The following is a 16,623-nucleotide window of genomic DNA, read 5'->3' as shown; positions in this document are numbered from 1 at the left end:
ACTCGCACCGAACTGGTGAGCGCGGGCTTGGGGCTGGGCGCGGTCGGTGGGTTCATCGGCAGCCTGCTCAGGGAACGGAGCGCTCTGACAGCCGCCCGCGACGCGGCAGGCGAAGGAAGCGAGGAACAGCCTTCATGGGGCGCCGGCTCGTACCGCTCACGCTGGACAACCTTCAGGACCTTCCCCGGCGCTGTCGTTCGTGCGTCTTCTGGGAACTGGATCCCGTCAGCGGCGAGGCCGCGGTAGCGGCGGGGACGCCGGCCCTGGAAAAGGAGTCCTGGATCTCCGCCGTTCTGCTGGACTGGGGGTCCTGTGGCCGCGTGGTCTACGTCGACGACGTACCGGTGGGCTTCGTCCTCTACGCACCGCCCGCGTACGTCCCGCGCTCTACGGCGTTCCCCACCAGTCCGGTCTCGCCCGACGCCGTCCAGCTGATGACCGCGTTCGTGATGCCCGGGTACCAGGGTCAGGGACTGGGGCGGGTGATGGTCCAGACGGTCGCCAAAGACCTGCTGCGCCGGGGTTTCAAGGCGATCGAGGCATTCGGCGATGCTCGCTGGAAGGAGCCGGCGTGCGTTCTGCCGGCGGATCATCTGCTGGCGGTGGGTTTCAAGACGGTCCGGCCCCACCCCCGTCATCCGCGGCTGCGACTGGACCTCCGGTCCACGCTGTCCTGGAAGGAGGACGTGGAGCTGGCACTGGACCGCCTGCTCGGAGCCGTGCAGAAGGAACCGGTGCTGCGTCCGCTGTAAACGAATGGGCCGACCCGTCCGGGTCGGCCCATTGCGTGTTTCACGTGAAACGTCAGTCGGCGATGAAGTCCTCGAGGTCACGGACGATCGCGGCCTTCGGCTTCGCACCGACGATCGTCTTGGCGACCTCGCCGCCCTGGTAGACGTTCAGGGTCGGGATGGACATGACGCCGTACTTGGCGGCAATGCCAGGGTTCTCGTCGATGTTCAGCTTGACGATCTCGATCTTGTCGCCGTACTCGGCGGCGATCGCCTCGAGGGACGGCGCGATCTGGCGGCACGGACCGCACCAGGCGGCCCAGAAGTCCACCAGGACGGGCTTGTCGTTCTTGAGGACGTCCTGCTCGAAGGAGTCGTCGGTCACATGCTTCAGGGTGCCGGCCACGGCTGGCTCCTTAACTGGTTGGTGCGGGGGATGGGGTGGTCAGACGGTGGTCTTCTCGGGCTCCGCCTTGTCCTCGTCGCTGAGGGCGGCGAGGAAGCGCTCGGCGTCGAGAGCGGCGGAACAGCCAGTGCCCGCGGCGGTGATCGCCTGGCGGTAGGTGTGGTCGACCACATCACCGGCGCCGAAGACACCCGTCAGGTTGGTGTGGGTCGAGGGCGCGTCGACCTTCAGGTAGCCCTCCGGGTCCAGGTCGAGCTGGCCCTTGAAGAGCTCGGTGCGCGGGTCGTGGCCGATCGCGATGAACAGGCCGGTTACCGGCAGATCCGCGAGTTCGCCGGTCTTGACGTTGCGCAGCTTCAGGCCCGCCAGCTTCTGGTCGCCCTGAACCTCGGCCACCTCGCTGTCCCAGACGAACGTGATCTTGGGGTCGGCGAAGGCGCGGTCCTGCATCGCCTTGGAGGCGCGCAGGGTGTCCCGACGGTGGACGATCGTCACGGACTTCGCGAAACGGGAGAGGAACGTGGCCTCCTCCATCGCGGTGTCCCCGCCGCCGATCACGGCGATGTCCTGGTCCTTGAAGAAGAAGCCGTCACAGGTCGCGCACCAGGAGACACCGCGGCCGGACAGTGCGTCCTCGTTCGGCAGGCCGAGCTTGCGGTGCTGGGAACCGGTGGTGACGATGACGGCCTTGGCCTGGTGGACCGTGCCCGCGGTGTCGGTGACGGTCTTGATCTCACCGGTGAGGTCGACGGCGACGACATCGTCCGGGATCAGCTCGGCACCGAAGCGCTCCGCCTGGGCACGCATGTTGTCCATGAGCTCGGGGCCCATGACGCCGTCCTGGAAGCCAGGGAAGTTCTCCACCTCGGTGGTGTTCATCAGAGCTCCGCCCGCGGTGACGGCACCCTCGAACACCAGCGGCTTCAGTGAAGCGCGCGCGGTGTAGAGCGCCGCCGTGTAGCCGGCGGGCCCGGAGCCGATGATGATCACGTTTCGGACGTCGCTCACGGCTTCATTCCTCGTCTCTGGACTGCGTCTTCAGGGCCGGGTGGAGCTGCACTCGGAACTCTCACCCCACCTAACGGATCCTACGGGGCCCGCATTCCCGCCGTGCCCGGGCACACGGGCGACCGGGGCTGGGGCTCGTGACGCGGAGGGAGGGCGACTGCTACGAACGCGCGTAGGAGTGCTTGAGGAGGACCTTGGCCTTGCCGACCGCGGGCTGATCCACACACGTCGACTCGACGATGTAGGCGGTGACTCGGGTGTCGTTGGAGGCGTCGGGCAGAACCACCAGCAGTGCCTTCTTGCCCTTGTAGATGCCCGGCTCCGTGGCGATCACCGCGTCGTCGCGGCCGATGCCCCTCTGAATGCACTCGGGGACCGTCGGCTGCTTGAAGACATGGTTCTCGGCGGTCTCGTTGCCGTTCTCGGACTCCATGCCGAAGCTGCGCGGCGTACGGGAGCCGCCCTGGGTGCTGCCGTCCGCGATAAGCCCGGTGACCGTGTCCTTCAGTTTTCCCTCGGAGAAGGTGTCCGCGAGTGCGGTCTGCTGCCCGTGGGCGGTGTCGTCGGAGGGGCTCCCCCCGGTCAGGGAAGACACGATGACCGAGCCGAGCCCGATGGCGGCAGCGGCGGCCACGGCGCCGAGTACGGCGATCCTGCGCCGCCCACCCCGACGCCGCTCCTTGCGGCCGGGGCCGGCGGAGGAGGCACGTGCGTGTCCGGCGGGCCGGTCCGCCGGAGTCGATGTTTCACGTGAAACACGCGCGCCGTCGTTGCCGGACGAGGCCTCGGTGGATGCCGGCTCCGGGGTGGCGGCGCGCGGTACCGTCTCGGCTGCCAGAGCGGCGTCGATACGGGCGGCCACGTCCTCCGGCATTTGTGCCGGTGCCGGCAGGGTGCCGAGCAGCCCCTGGATCTCCTCCAGCGACGCGTAGACGTCCGCGCAGAGCTCGCAGCCCTCCAGGTGCCGCCGTACGTCGGTGGTCCGTGCGGTCGGCAGGAGGCCTTCGGCGAGGTCGGAGATCTCCGCGACGTCCGGGTGCCCGGTCATGTCTGTCGTCGACGACGTCACGCTCGTCCACCTCCGCCCTTCACTGCGGCTGAATCGCTCGGCCCTGCCTCCGACGGTCCCGAACGGTGCGGTCCCGCTGCGGGTGGGACGGATGTCCCCTGCGTCCGGTTCCGCTCCGGGCCAGGCTTCCTGTCCTCCGTGCTGCCGTCGGGACGCAGGTGGGTGAGGAGCGGCAGGAGCCTGGCTCTGCCCCGGGCGCACCGGCTCTTGATCGTTCCGGTCGGCACCTCGAGGATGCGGGCGGCCTCCGCGACGGGGTAGCCCTGCATATCGACCAGAACGAGGGCGGCCCGCTGGTCGGCCGGCAGGGTGCCCAGGGCCTCCAGCAGCTGGCGGTGCAGATCGTTGCGCTCGGCGGGAGCGGAGGCCGACTCGTGCGGCTCGAGGAGCTGCTCCAGGCGCTCGGTGTCGTCGACGGGCGCGGTTTTCCGTGAGGCGGCCTTGCGGGCACGGTCCAGACAGGCGTTCACCGTGATCCGGTGCAGCCAGGTCGTTACGGCTGCTTGTCCGCGGAAGGTGTGGGCGGCCCGGTAGGCGGACACGAGGGCGTCCTGAACGGCGTCCGCGGCTTCCTCCCGATCCCCCAGAGTCCGCAGGGCCACGGCCCAGAGCCGGTCGCGGTGACGGCGCACGAGCTCACCGAAGGCGTCAGGGTCGCCCTCGACGTGACGGGCGAGGAGGTCATGATCGTTGATGTCGCCGTATGCGGTGTCATCTGCCATCGGCCTCCTCCCCTTTCCCCGGCGGCGCTCAGCCCTTGAATGTCACGTCGGTGATCGCCTGCTTGTAGCCGGCGCCGCTGAAGCCGTCGGAAGGAGCGTTCGGCACGTCAGTCATCCACAGCAGGACGTACCGCGTCTTGACGGGCTTCGACGCCTCGGCCGTGAGCGAGGCTCCGGTCGTGGTGGCGGTCGCGATTTCCTTCATGCCGTCGACTCCTGTCGAGGGCGACAGCGCATCGGTGGCGTAGAAGTGCACGGTCGTGTGATCACCGGTGTACCGGAGCCCTATCGACATGGTCGAGACCTCCTGGGGCGACCCGAGGTCGTAGACGATACCGACCCCGGGCTTGTAAGGCGCGAGCGTCGGGCCCTCGTTGTACCGCTTGGTGCGCCAGAAGGTGGAGGCGTCGGAGTCGTAGGTCTTGGCCACATCCTGCGGCGCCTGGGCTTCGCCACTGGCGACGTACTCCTGGGCTCCTTGCACGCTGATCGGCTTGACCGGCCTGGTCTGCTCGTCGTTCTTGTTGTCGCCGTCCGTTGTCTGTGTCTGCTGGTCGTCCGCCTTGCCGCCGCGCTCCATGAGGGCGTCCGCGAGCTGCCAGCTGCCGAGGCCGAGCGCGGCGATCAGGAGGGCGGAGACGCCCCACTTGAGGGCCTTGCCGGTCCGGCTCTGCAGCGGGGGCGGTGGCGTCGGCACGGGCTGGGTGGCACCGGGATGCGGTGCCGGACGGCCGTAGGCGCCCTGCTGGTAGGCGGTGCGCTGGTACTGGGGCGGGGCCGTGTACGTCGGCTCCGGCGGGCGGATGCGGGGCATCTCGCCGATCGCCTTCACCAGCTCCTCCGGCGTGGTGCACGGGGACTCGTGGCGGGAAGCGGTGGCCCCGTCGTTGGCGAGCGCCCGCATGGCCAGTTCGGACAGACCGCGGTGGACGCCCGCACGCACCTGGTCTGGTGGGATCAGCCCGATGTCCTTGGGCAGACCTGCCAGACCGTGGGCGTCACTCTCGTACGGCCAGCGCTGGGTCAGCGTGGCGTACAGCAGGGCGCCGATGGCCTCGGTGTCGGTGCGCTGAGGGGTTTCGGAACTGATGCCGCGCAGCGCGGCGTTGACCGCGAGCCCGCGGATCCGCCACTGGCCCGTCGAGGTGCGCAGCACCGCGTTGGGGCTCAGACGCAGATGGGCGAGGCCCTCGCGGTGGGCGGCCGCCATGGCCGACGCGACCTGACTGACCATCTGGTAGGCGTCGTACACCTCCAGCGGTCCGGAGGCGAGGAGCGCGGTCAGCTCGGTGGCGTCGGGGAGCCACTCGTGCACGACGTAGACGAGGTCGTTGTCCTCGACGGCATCCAGTACCTGGACGAAGCGGGGGTCGCCGAGCAGAGCGGAGGAGCGTGCCGCGGCCAGCACGGAGCGGGCCCGCGAGTGGTCCGCCGGAAGGAGATGGACGCCGACGGCGCGGCGCAGCTTCTCGTCCACGGCCCGCCAACTGCTGAAGCCGTCCAGACGGGTGACGCATTCCTCGAGGCGGTAGCGTCTGGCGAGCTTGTGCCCGCTGTGCAGTTCGGGAGACGAGGCCTTGCCGGAATCCTCGCTCGTGGGGTTCCCCTGTGCCTCGTCGCTGTCCGTGTCCCGCTCCCGGTTGTTGGCCACCCCGTCGGCCGTGGACTGGTCCGCCTGTGCGGTCAGCGGCTCATCACCGCTGTTGTCTGCCACGTCGACGGCAGCTGTGCTCCGTTCCGCCACCGTCGTTCCTGCCTCCCCACTCCATGCGCGTCGGCCGACTCCCGATCCGCGCGTCCGACGCCGAACCCAATTGTGCCCACAGTCTGCCGCTATGCACGACACACGGCGGCGGACGATGGTTGTGCGCCTACCCCGGGTCTCAGCGTCCCAGGCGTCCGCGCACCATGCCGACCAGAGAGTTGACTTCCTCGATGCGCATGCGGCGGGCGGCGACGAAGAAGACGCCGAACAGGAGCACCCCGCCGGCCAGCAGCGCGGCGAACGATCCCACGGCGCCCTGGCCGAGCGTGCGGCTGATGGCGTAGCAGGCAGCGCCGCCGATCAGGGCGGCCGGGACGGACGCGATGCACAGCCGGGCGTACGTCCGCAGCACCCGGGCGCCGTCCAGGTCCCCGCCGAGCCGCTTGCGCAACCTGCGCCAGGCGACGCCCACGCCGATCACGTAGGCCAGGCCGTAGGCGGCGGCCATGCCGACGACGGCCCAGCGCGACGGCAGCAGGAAGTAACACAGTGCCGAGGCGACGGCGTTGACCACGGCCACGATGACGGTGTTGTAGAAGGGCGTCCGGGTGTCCTCGTAGGCGTAGAAGGCGCGCAGGACGACGTACTGCACGGAGTACGGGATGAGGCCGAGGCCGAAGGCCATCAGCATGTAGCCCATGTTGGTGGCTTCGCTGGTACCCGAGGAGCCGAACATGAGCGTGCACATGGGGATGCCGAGTGCGACGAAGCCGAAGGAGACGGGAACGATGGCGACGGCCGTCGTGCGCAGGCCCTGGGAGATGTCGTCCCGGACCGCTCCCCCGTCCTCCTCGGACGCCGAGCGGGAGATGCGGGGCAGCAGGGCGGCCATCAGGGAGACGGTGATGATGGCCTGCGGCAGGCCCCAGATGAGCTGGGCGTTGGCGTAGGCGGCGAAGCCGGTGCCGTCGACGGGCGACGCCTTGCCCGCGGCGGTGGACAACTGGATGACGATCATGGCGCCCGCCTGGTTGGCGAGGACGAACAGGACCGTCCATTTGGCGAGAGTGACGGCCTTGCCGAGGCCGTGGCCCCGCCAGTCGAAGCGCAGCCGGAGCCGGAAACCCGTCTCCCGCAGGTACGGGATCATGGCCAGGGACTGCACGATGAGGCCCAGCAGCACTCCGATGCCGAGCAGGCGCTCGCCCTCCGGCGGGATGCTCGTTACCTTCAGCCCTGAGCTTTCCGCGGTGCCGTAGACCCAGATGAACATCCCCAGGGTCACGATGATGACGATGTTGTTCAGGACCGGGGTCCACATCATCGCGCCGAACCTGCCGCGGGCGTTGAGGATCTGCCCCATCACCACGTGCAGACCCATGAAGAAGATGGAGGGCAGGAAGTAGCGGACGAAGGTGATGCCGACCTCGTTGGCGGCCGGGTCACTGGCGACCGGGTTGGACAGGAGGCGGATCAGCAGCGGTGCGGCGAAGACCGTGATCACCGTCAGTGCGCCGAGCGCCACCATGACGAGGGTCAGCAGGCGGTTGGCGTAGGCCTCGCCACCGTCGTCGTCGTCCTTCATGGCCCGCACCAGCTGCGGTACGAAGACCGAGTTCAGACCGCCGCCGACGGTGAGGATGTAGATCATCGTGGGCAGCTGGTAGGCGACTTGGAAGGTGTCGCCGAGCAGACCGACACCCAGCGCCGAGACGATCAGCGCCGAGCGGACGAACCCGGTGAGCCGCGACACCATCGTGCCCGCCGCCATCACGGCGCTCGACTTCAGCAGGCCCCCCGCGCGGCCGCCCTTCTTGGGCGCGGCGGCCGGTGTGGCAGGGGCGGGCTCGGGCTCCTGGAGGGGGGCCTCGGCCGCTTCCGGGGTGGGAGCCACCGCGTACTGGCCGGGCGCGGGCGCCGCGTGCGGTCCGGGGGTCGGAGCGGGGCCGCCGTACTGGCCGTGCGCCGGAGCGTTCCCGTACGGGTCGGGCCCCTGGTGCCCGCCGTACTGTCCGGGCGCCGGTGTTGTGCCGTACGGCCCCGGGCCCGGCGCTCCTCCGTACGGCCCGGGTGCCGGGGCCGGGGCGGGTACGGAGGCGTGGTCGTCGTACGAGGGGTGGCCGCCGCCCTGCTGCTGGTCCCGGAACAGGTGGGCGAAGGCATCCGGCTCGTGGCGCTGGTCGCCGGCCTGGCTGACCAGGTCGTCCACGCCGACGAACTGGGTGGTCCGAGGGTCGTCGCCGTACGGCAGGTACTGCGTCGGGCCCTCCGGCTCGGGGGCCGGGGTCTGCGCCCAGACGCGGGGGTCGGGGGCGTAGGGGGACTGGGAGGGCTGAGAGTACAGCGGCTGCTGCGGCGGGTAGGTGCCCGGCGGCGGTGGCGGGTGCGCGGCGCGGTCGTAGAGCGCCTCGGAGACCGGGTCCTGGGCGGAGAGGTCCTGCGCCCGGTAGGGATCCTGGTCGTAGGCGTCCTGGAGGTACATGTCCGCGGGAGGCTGCGGCGGCGTCTGGCCGGGGTCCGGCGGCGGACTCTCGGGGTGCCCCGAGCCGTCCGCGGCCCGACCGCGGTCACCGTCGTACGGCGCGTTCATGGCTACCCCACCTCATCGTCCCGGGCCCACCGGCCACGACATCCTCAACGGTCCACTCTCTCACCCGTGCCGGACGGGTCGGCGCTTTCCGCTGCGGTGTCCGGTGTCGGGTCACTCGGCTGCTCCGGGTCGCCTGTCCGGGCCGGTGCCTCGGACTCCTCCGTGAGACGTCCTTCGGGGCCTTCCGGGTTCTGCGGGTCGTCCTCGGAGTTCTCCGACTCCTCCGACTCCTCCGGTGTCTCCGTCTTCTCCGACTCCTCGGAGTCGCTCTTCTCGGCGGCACGGGCCGCGGCGCGCTTGCGCTGTGTGTACATCCGGAAGCCGGCGAGGACGAGCAGCAGGACGCCGCCGCCGATGACGAGCATCACGGTGGCCGTGATCTCGGTGACCTTCACGTCGAAGGTGACGGGCGCGCCGTACTTCCGACCGTCCGGCGTGTACAGCTGGGCGATCACCGTCGCCCGGCCGTTGGCGTTGGCCGACGTGGTGAACTTCACCGACTGGCTGTGGCCGCCGGAGACCGAGATCGGCTGTTCCTCGTAGTCGGCGCCGCCGATCTCGAGGCGGGTCGGGTTCGTCGAGGTGAGCCGCAGGACCAGGGGACCGACATCCTGCACCAGGTTGTTCTGCACCGTCACCGGAATCGTGGCGCTGCGGCCGGAGAGCTTGGTCTCCGACTTGTCGATCAGTCTGACCCGGCCGGACAGCCCGTCGAGGTACGACTTCACCCCGGCGCGGAACGACTGCGCATCGGCGGCCCGGCCCCGCCACGAGGCGGAGATCTCCCGGTTCAGGGCGCGCCCGAAGGGCGTCACCACCCGGGACGGGTCCGACAGAACGACCTTGAAGTTTTCGAGCGAGTCCTGCGTCCGCGCGCTCTCCACGAAGGCCGAGCGGGGCAGCTCCTTCTTGCGCAGCGCCGAGGGGTAGGAGGAGGTCCCGGGCACCTTGGTGGTGGCGTCCGGGTCCGGCTTGGCAGCGGAGGCCGCCGCCAGCTTCTGGGAGTCGGACCAGGTGCCGCTCTGGAGGGCCCGCAGTGCCTCGGCCATCGCGCGTGCCTGGCTTCCGGAGGGTGTGCGCTGCGGGGCGATGACGACGCTGCGCTGCTTGTCGGTCTGGAGGCCCAGGGCCAGGCTCTGGGCGAGGAAGCGCTGCACCGCGAGTGTGGACGCGGATGCCGTCGTCAGGTCGCCCCCGAACGCCGTGGACATCCGGGCGTCCGCCACGACGGCCGTGGTGCCGCCGCCGATGGGGCGGGCGGCGGAGGGCGTGTACGGCAGGCCGCTGGTCTCCTGGAGGCTGTCGCTGCGCACGATCACCTTGTCGGCGCCCGCCGAGGTGGCGACCTTGACGATCGACCGGTCGACTGCGCCTTCGACGGGCCAGGCGAAGTCGGTGCTCGGCTTCACATGGAGGATCGGCTCGACCGTGTTGTTGATGACGTCCGTCGCGTCCTTGAGCTGGCTCAGGGAGCCGGCGACGTCCGTGCCGTTGTGGGCCAGGGACGCCAGGTCCGGGTCGGCGAAGGGAAGGGCGACGACCTCCTTGTCGGCCACCGCGTCCTGCAGATCAGCCAGCCACTGCTTGGCGATCGCCTGGTGGGTGCCGGCGGTGGTCTCGTCCCCGTCCCGGACGCGGTAGCTGCCCGTCATCGCGTCGACGGACGCCAGCAGGTCCGGATCGACCACCCAGGTGACGTCCAGGTCCTTGCCCAGCGTCACCATCTGGTTCAGGCGGCCGCCGGGGGAGATCTCCTTGGCCAGGTCGTCGTTGAGGAAGACCGGTGTCTGCTCCTCGTTCGGTCCCGTCTCGGCGGCCATGTGCGTGGTCGAGACGAGTGGCCACAGGGCCGTGGTCTTCGTTCTGGTGTCGGTCTCGTCGGGTTGCCACGGCAGGAAGGTCCGTTGGATACCGAGGATCTGCTCCCACGGTTGCGCGGAGGTCTGTCCGGAGAGCGAGACGGCGAATGCGTAGACGCCGTCCCCGCCGAGGTTCAGGTCGTCGACCGGCACGGAGATGTTGAAGTGCTCGGCGACGCCAGGGGTGAGCTTGGAGAACTTCTCGGTGTACTTGTTGTCGATCTCCGGGGCGATGGAGCCTTGGAGATCGTCGCCATCCTTCGCGATCGAGTCGACGGACGAGCGGGTGTCGACCTCGGGGCCCACACGCAGGCCTACATGGGCGTCGGTGACGGCTCGCTTGCCGTTGTTGGTCACGGTGCCCGACACGGTCACCGTGTCCCCGTCCGTGGGCGCGGAGGGGGTGAGTGAGTCGACGGCCACGGCCACCGAACCCGAGTCGGCGTCGGACAGGGCATCGGCCACTGCATCGGCGTGCGCCGAGCCGGCCGCGGGCAGCTGGACCAGCCCGGCCAGCAGCGGCGCCCCGGCGAGCAGTGCCGTGGTGCGCCGGAGCCACCGGCGGGCAGGTGAGGCACTGGTCCTCTGGAAGTCTGCCGCCTCGGCCACGCGCTCGCCCGTCCCTCGTCGTGATCAGTGGTCGTCGGAATGTGCGTCCACGCATGGTAACGATGTGCGCCGAGGGGAAGTGCCGCGGAGTACGCCACAAGATCCGCTGCCAGGCCGGGGCCGCCCTGTATGTGCGCCTATAAAGGGAGCGATACGGAAGTGGGTGATTCGGTGTGTGATCAATGGGGGCGCTTGTCTCCGCCTGGGCCACGTACCCTGTTTTGTTGTGCCGAACGCCAACGAAGTCAGCCCCAGTGTCCCGAGCCGGGAGCAGCGCCGCGCGGTGAGTGAGCCGCTGCGGGTCGCCCCTGTCGCCGACGATCTCGCCCGCCGTTTTCAGGATGCCGGTTTCTCGCTGGCCCTGGTCGGCGGCTCGGTCCGCGACGCCTTGCTCGGCCGGCTCGGCAACGACCTGGACTTCACGACCGACGCTCGCCCCGAGGACGTCCTGAAGATCCTGCGTCCCTGGGCGGACGCGGTCTGGGAGGTCGGGATCGCATTCGGCACGGTCGGAGCGCAGAAGGAGGCCCGCGTCGGAGACGCTGATCGAAGCTGGCAGATCGAGGTGACCACCTACCGGTCTGAGGCGTACGACCGCACCTCGCGCAAGCCCGAGGTGTCCTACGGCGACTCCATCGAGGAGGACCTCGTCCGGCGTGACTTCACGGTGAACGCGATGGCCGTCGCGCTTCCGGAGAAGGTGTTCATCGATCCGCACGGCGGCCTCGACGACCTCGCGGCCCGCGTGCTGCGCACTCCCGGGACTCCCGAGGACTCCTTCTCCGACGACCCGCTGCGGATGATGCGAGCCGCGCGCTTCGCCGCTCAGCTCGACTTCGAGGTGGCTCCCGAGGTGGTGGCCGCCATGAAGGACATGGCCGGGCGCATCGACATCGTCTCCGCCGAGCGGGTCCGGGAGGAGCTGAACAAGCTCATCCTCTCCCCGCACCCGCGCAAGGGACTGAGCCTGCTGGTGGACACAGGTCTGGCCGACCGGGTCCTGCCCGAGTTGCCGGCGTTGCGGCTTGAGCGGGACGAGCACCACCGGCACAAGGACGTCTACGACCACACGCTCATCGTCCTGGAGCAGGCGATGGCCCTGGAGAGCGATGGCCCCGACCTGATCCTCCGCCTGGCCGCCCTGCTGCACGACATCGGCAAGCCGCGCACGCGCCGCTTCGAGCAGGACGGCAGGGTCTCGTTCCACCACCACGAGGTGGTCGGAGCAAAGATGACAAAGAAGCGCATGATCGCGCTCAAGTACTCCAACGACCTGGTGAAAGACGTCTCACGCCTGGTCGAACTGCACCTGCGTTTTCACGGCTACGGCACGGGCGAGTGGACGGACTCCGCGGTCCGCCGCTATGTCCGGGACGCCGGGCCGCTGCTGGACCGTCTCCACAAGCTGACGCGGTCGGACTGCACGACCCGCAACAAGCGCAAGGCGTCGGCCCTGTCCCGCGCGTACGACGGGCTGGAGGAGCGGATCGAGCAGCTTCAGCAGCAGGAGGAGCTGGACGCGATCCGTCCGGACCTGGACGGCAACCAGATCATGGAGATCCTCGGTATTGGCCCCGGGCCCGCCGTCGGGCAGGCCTACAAGCATCTGCTGGAGCTCCGGCTTGAGAACGGGCCGATGGAACACGACGCTGCGGTGGCGGCGCTCAAGGAGTGGTGGGCCGAGCAAGAAGCGTGACCGGTGAGCCGGGCTCCTGTTTCACGTGAAACACGAGCCCGGCCGGCGAAACGCGAGGGTCGCGGACAGGTGAAGGGGCGGTGTTTCACGTGAAACACCGCCCCTTCACCGTTCGAGACTCTGGCCCTACTTGTCCTTCAGGCAGAGCAGGAAGTCGCTGCCGCTCCCGCTCTCGGTGTACGAGTACTGGAAGTCCTTGGCCGCTTCCGAGCACTTGCTCTCGGCGGTGAGGGCGGAGAAGGAACCCTCGATCTTGGCCAGCACCACGTACTGGGCCTTCGTGTCACCGCAGTCGACGACCTCGAGGTCCGGGTCGCTGTCGCTGCTGCTGCCACGGTGCATGCAGTCGCCGACCGCGGCCGTGTCGGCGTCGTCCTTGCTGGCGAGGTAACCGCCGACCGCGACACCCACGACGATCACCGCGATGACGATGTTTTTGATCGTCTTGAAGCTCAGCTTGCGGCGGGCCGGCTGCGGCGGCACCGGGGCGTACGGCGCACCCTGCTGCGGAAAGCCGGGCTGACCGGGCTGCTGCGGGAAGCCCGGCTGCCCCTGGGCGAAGGGGTTCTGCCCCTGAGGCTGCTGAGGCCCCTGCGGCTGGCCCTGCGCGAACGGGTTGCCCTGAGGCGGCGGCTGAGTGGTCACTGGGGGTCCCCCTGAAAATAGGCGCGTGTCGCGGACATGCCGCGAGATAAGACGCACGTAAGCTACCGGGTCCCGCTGACAACTCTGTACTCCGGTGGGGCTCTGTGTCACTGATGTGACACTGACCGGCTCTCAAAACGGGCCATAGCTGCCGCAACCACTCCGTAGACCACGGCGACGGTCACGATCAGCGGCGCCGACCGGCCGTCCGGCGGCAGCATGAGCGCGGCCACCCCGGCCGCGCCGACGAAGGCGACGTTGAACAGCACGTCGTAGACGGAGAAGATCCTGCCGCGGAAGGCGTCGTCGACCGAGAACTGCACGACCGTGTCGGTCGCGATCTTCGCCGCCTGTGTCGTCAGGCCCAGCAGGAAGGCCGCGGCGAGCAGTGGCGCCGTGGCGAAGGGCAGGCCGAGCGCCGGCACCAGGACGGTGGCGGCCGCCGCGCAGACGGCCATCCAGCGACCGGGTCCCAGTCGTCCCGCCGCCCAAGGAGTGACCACCGCGGCCGCGAAGAAGCCCGCTCCCGAGACGCCCAGCGCCAGTCCCAGCAGGGCGAGCCCCTCGTCCGTGTCCGAGGTCAGGGCGTACCGGCACAGCATCAGCAGCATCACCAGCAGGGCCCCGTAGCAGAACCGCATCAGCGTCATGCCCGCGAGCGCCCAGGCCGCTTCCCGGCGTGCGGGTGCGGCGAGGTGGCGTACGCCCGCCACGAGATCGCGGGCGGTGCCGGCGAGTGCGGAGGCCAGTCTCGGCGGTACGCGTGAGGGGTCGGGGCCCAGCAGTTCCACGGCGATGCGCAGCGACGCCAGCGCCCCGCACAGGTAGAGCCCGGCGCCGAGCAGCACCACGGCGGCGTCGGAGTCCGCGACCACGAGGCGCACGACGAAGGCGAGGCCGCCGCCCGCCGTGGCGGCCAGGGTGCCTGCCGTCGGGGAGAGCGAGTTGGCGATCACCAGACGCTCGGCGTCGACCACCCGGGGCAGCGCGGCGGACAGGCCCGCGAGAACGAAACGGTTGACCGCCGTGACGCAGAGGGCCGAGACGTAGAAGAGCCAGTCCGGGACAGAGGCGATCATCAGCACCGCCGTCACCGACGCCAGCACGGCGCGCAGCAGGTTGCCGTACAGAAAGACCTGGCGGCGGCGCCAGCGGTCCAGCAGGACACCGGCGAAGGGGCCCACGAGGGAGTACGGGAGCAGCAGGACCGCCATCGCGGAGGCGACCGCGGCGGCCGAGGTCTGCTTCTCCGGGGAGAAGACGACGTAGGTGGCGAGCGCGACCTGGTAGACGCCGTCGGCGCCCTGGGAGAGCAGGCGGACGGCGAGCAGGCGCCGAAACCCCTTCAGGCGCAGCAGGACGCGCAGGTCACGGACGACGGCCATGGGGCACAGCCTCACATACGGGAAAGGTCCCCGGGTCATGCGACCCGGGGACCTTCGGCGGACCGGAGTCCGGGGTTTTCAGCGCTCGACCTCGCCCGCGATGAACTTCTCCACGTTGGTCCGGGCCTCGTCGTCGAAGTACTGGACCGGCGGGGACTTCATGAAGTAGCTCGACGCCGAGAGGATCGGGCCGCCGATGCCGCGGTCCTTGGCGATCTTCGCGGCGCGCAGGGCGTCGATGATGACACCGGCCGAGTTCGGGGAGTCCCAGACCTCGAGCTTGTACTCCAGGCTCAGCGGGACGTCACCGAACGCGCGGCCCTCGAGCCGGACGTAGGCCCACTTGCGGTCGTCCAGCCACTGCACGTAGTCGGACGGGCCGATGTGGACGTTCTTCGCGCCCAGGTCGCGGTCGGGGATCTGGGAGGTGACGGCCTGCGTCTTGGAGATCTTCTTGGACTCGAGGCGCTCGCGCTCGAGCATGTTCTTGAAGTCCATGTTGCCGCCGACGTTGAGCTGCATCGTGCGGTCCAGGACGACGCCCCGGTCCTCGAACAGCTTCGCCATGACGCGGTGCGTGATGGTGGCGCCGACCTGCGACTTGATGTCGTCACCGACGATCGGGACGCCCGCCTCGGTGAACTTGTCCGCCCACTCCTTGGTGCCGGCGATGAAGACCGGGAGGGCGTTGACGAACGCGACCTTGGCGTCGATGGCGCACTGGGCGTAGAACTTCGCCGCGTCCTCGGAGCCGACGGGCAGGTAGCAGACGAGAACGTCGATCTGCTTGTCCTTGAGGATCTGGACGATGTCGACCGGCGCCTCGGCGGACTCCTCGATGGTCTCGCGGTAGTACTTGCCGAGACCGTCGAGCGTGTGGCCGCGCTGGACCTGGACGCCGCTGTTCGGCACGTCGCAGATCTTGATGGTGTTGTTCTCGGAGGCGCCGATGGCGTCCGCGAGGTCCAGGCCGACCTTCTTGGCGTCCACGTCGAAGGCGGCGACGAACTCGATGTCACGCACGTGGTAGTCGCCGAACTGGACGTGCATCAGGCCGGGGACCTTGGCCGCCGGGTCGGCGTCCTTGTAGTACTCGACGCCCTGCACCAGCGATGCGGCGCAGTTGCCCACACCGACGATGGCTACGCGAACCGAACCCATTCCGGTTGCTCCCTGTGTGTACGAGTGAGGCCCTGAGTGGGCGCTCACGTGGCGGTGTCGCCGGGCGTATCCGGCCGGGGGTCGTCCCCCGGCCGGGGCAGGCCGCCCGTCGCTCCAGATGTCGTGTCCTGTTGAGCGGTCCCCTCGGCTGCGGAACCTCTGAGGTCCCGCCCCGCCCGCTCGCTCTCGATGAGCTCGTTCAGCCAGCGCACTTCGCGCTCCACGGACTCCATTCCGTGGCGCTGGAGCTCAAGCGTGTAGTCGTCGAGTCGCTCCCGGGTGCGAGCCAGGGAGGCCCGCATCTTCTCCAGGCGCTCCTCCAGCCGGCTGCGCCGGCCCTCGAGCACGCGCATGCGTACGTCACGCGACGTCTGCCCGAAGAACGCGAAGCGAGCGGCGAAGGTCTCGTCCTCGTACGCGTCCGGGCCCGTCTGTGAGAGGAGCTGCTCGAAATGTTCCTTACCGTCGGCCGTCAACCGGTAGACGATTTTGGCGCGGCGCCCCGTGAGGGAAGCGGCGGCCTCGCCGATGTTCCCCGGTTCCTCGATCAACCAGCCGTTGGCGACCAGCGTCTTGAGGCAGGGATAGAGCGTGCCGTAGCTGAACGCCCGGAACACACCGAGCGACGTGTTGAGCCGTTTACGCAGCTCATAGCCGTGCATCGGGGACTCGCGGAGCAGGCCGAGTACGGCGAACTCGAGGATGCCGGAACGCCGGCTCATCGTCGCCTCCTCTCGCCCTTATGCCGTGCTGATGTATCGACTCGATACATCAGCACGATAGAACGAGCTTCCGCGTGCGACAAGAGGGGGACTGGTGAACGGGGTCACATCCGGATTTCATCGTGAGCAAGTTGCCTGATTTGAGGTGAACTTCGGGGCTCGGGGGTTTTGACGGTGCGTAGTCTGTGCGCCATGCAGACCACCGGGAACCGAGTGACGCGTGGGGGCGTCCCTGTCCCCGGTGCAGTACGGATGAATGCGGAAGGGACCGCATCCGTACTTCGGGGGGACCGGAAACCAGCCGCCTTTTCCAGG

At 69.4% G+C, this 16,623-nt stretch carries 13 protein-coding genes; 2 read left to right on the top strand and 11 right to left on the bottom strand.

Going from position 1 to position 16,623, the window contains the following annotated elements; translation table 11 throughout:
* The first annotated feature begins 134 nt into the window (after window positions 1-134).
* Window positions 135-752 (top strand): GNAT family N-acetyltransferase, encoded by a 618-nt coding sequence (locus ACGH7X_RS19375; RefSeq protein WP_399886650.1) that lies wholly within the window; start codon window positions 135-137, stop codon window positions 750-752.
* A gap of 52 nt (window positions 753-804) precedes the next feature.
* Here ACGH7X_RS19375 and trxA read toward each other — a convergent pair whose 3' ends face one another.
* From trxA to ACGH7X_RS19340, 7 genes are all read right to left on the bottom strand, one after another.
* Window positions 805-1,137 carry a thioredoxin gene (gene trxA / locus ACGH7X_RS19370; protein ID WP_399886649.1) on the bottom strand — a complete coding sequence of 111 codons (333 nt, stop codon included), beginning with the start codon at window positions 1,135-1,137 and terminating at the stop codon, window positions 805-807.
* 39 nt (window positions 1,138-1,176) lie between these two features.
* Window positions 1,177-2,145, bottom strand: a complete 969-nt coding sequence (gene trxB / locus ACGH7X_RS19365; RefSeq protein ID WP_399886648.1) for a thioredoxin-disulfide reductase — start codon at window positions 2,143-2,145, stop codon at window positions 1,177-1,179.
* Window positions 2,146-2,305: 160 nt separating this feature from the next.
* Window positions 2,306-3,193, bottom strand: a complete 888-nt coding sequence (locus ACGH7X_RS19360) for an anti-sigma factor family protein (protein ID WP_399897166.1) — start codon at window positions 3,191-3,193, stop codon at window positions 2,306-2,308.
* A 17-nt stretch (window positions 3,194-3,210) separates the two neighbouring features.
* Entirely contained in the window at window positions 3,211-3,936 is a 726-nt protein-coding gene (gene sigM / locus ACGH7X_RS19355) for an RNA polymerase sigma factor SigM (protein ID WP_399886647.1), read from the bottom strand.
* A gap of 28 nt (window positions 3,937-3,964) precedes the next feature.
* On the bottom strand, window positions 3,965-5,680 hold the full coding sequence (locus ACGH7X_RS19350; protein ID WP_399886646.1) for a protein kinase family protein: 1,716 nt from the start codon (window positions 5,678-5,680) through the stop codon (window positions 3,965-3,967).
* Between the two features lie 139 nt (window positions 5,681-5,819).
* On the bottom strand, window positions 5,820-8,231 hold the full coding sequence (gene murJ, locus ACGH7X_RS19345) for a murein biosynthesis integral membrane protein MurJ (RefSeq protein ID WP_399886644.1): 2,412 nt from the start codon (window positions 8,229-8,231) through the stop codon (window positions 5,820-5,822).
* A gap of 44 nt (window positions 8,232-8,275) precedes the next feature.
* Window positions 8,276-10,699, bottom strand: a complete 2,424-nt coding sequence (locus ACGH7X_RS19340) for a DUF6049 family protein (protein WP_399886643.1) — start codon at window positions 10,697-10,699, stop codon at window positions 8,276-8,278.
* A gap of 226 nt (window positions 10,700-10,925) precedes the next feature.
* Between ACGH7X_RS19340 and ACGH7X_RS19335 the strand changes: the two genes are divergently transcribed.
* Entirely contained in the window at window positions 10,926-12,395 is a 1,470-nt protein-coding gene (locus ACGH7X_RS19335; RefSeq protein ID WP_399886641.1) for a CCA tRNA nucleotidyltransferase, read from the top strand.
* 126 nt (window positions 12,396-12,521) lie between these two features.
* On the opposite strand, the gene ACGH7X_RS19330 is transcribed toward ACGH7X_RS19335, so the two are convergent.
* The 4 genes from ACGH7X_RS19330 to ACGH7X_RS19315 all read right to left on the bottom strand — a co-directional run bounded on the left by ACGH7X_RS19330 (window position 12,522) and on the right by ACGH7X_RS19315 (window position 16,308).
* Window positions 12,522-13,040: a hypothetical protein gene (locus ACGH7X_RS19330; RefSeq protein WP_399886640.1), complete on the bottom strand. Its 519-nt coding sequence runs from the start codon at window positions 13,038-13,040 to the stop codon at window positions 12,522-12,524.
* A 107-nt stretch (window positions 13,041-13,147) separates the two neighbouring features.
* Window positions 13,148-14,425, bottom strand: coding sequence for an MFS transporter (locus ACGH7X_RS19325; protein WP_399886639.1), 1,278 nt, complete (start codon window positions 14,423-14,425; stop codon window positions 13,148-13,150).
* A gap of 78 nt (window positions 14,426-14,503) precedes the next feature.
* On the bottom strand, window positions 14,504-15,586 hold the full coding sequence (locus ACGH7X_RS19320; protein ID WP_399886637.1) for an inositol-3-phosphate synthase: 1,083 nt from the start codon (window positions 15,584-15,586) through the stop codon (window positions 14,504-14,506).
* 44 nt (window positions 15,587-15,630) lie between these two features.
* Window positions 15,631-16,308 (bottom strand): PadR family transcriptional regulator, encoded by a 678-nt coding sequence (locus tag ACGH7X_RS19315; protein WP_007388937.1) that lies wholly within the window; start codon window positions 16,306-16,308, stop codon window positions 15,631-15,633.
* Between the last annotated feature and the right edge of the window lie 315 nt (window positions 16,309-16,623).

The organism is Streptomyces sp. BBFR51 (assembly GCF_044591655.1).
In the GTDB taxonomy this organism is placed as follows: domain Bacteria; phylum Actinomycetota; class Actinomycetes; order Streptomycetales; family Streptomycetaceae; genus Streptomyces.
This window is presented reverse-complemented; position numbering and strand designations above follow the sequence as displayed.

Bases quoted from the DNA above. Each gene is read 5' to 3' on its own strand.
- ACGH7X_RS19360 (WP_399897166.1), bottom strand. From the start codon at position 3,193: ATGACCGGGCACCCGGACGTCGCGGAGATCTCCGACCTCGCCGAAGGC.
- ACGH7X_RS19315 (WP_007388937.1), bottom strand. From the start codon at position 16,308: ATGAGCCGGCGTTCCGGCATCCTCGAGTTCGCCGTACTCGGCCTGCTC.
- ACGH7X_RS19325 (WP_399886639.1), bottom strand. From the start codon at position 14,425: ATGGCCGTCGTCCGTGACCTGCGCGTCCTGCTGCGCCTGAAGGGGTTT.
- sigM (WP_399886647.1), bottom strand. From the start codon at position 3,936: ATGGCAGATGACACCGCATACGGCGACATCAACGATCATGACCTCCTC.
- ACGH7X_RS19375 (WP_399886650.1), top strand. From the start codon at position 135: ATGGGGCGCCGGCTCGTACCGCTCACGCTGGACAACCTTCAGGACCTT.
- murJ (WP_399886644.1), bottom strand. From the start codon at position 8,231: ATGAACGCGCCGTACGACGGTGACCGCGGTCGGGCCGCGGACGGCTCG.
- ACGH7X_RS19320 (WP_399886637.1), bottom strand. From the start codon at position 15,586: ATGGGTTCGGTTCGCGTAGCCATCGTCGGTGTGGGCAACTGCGCCGCA.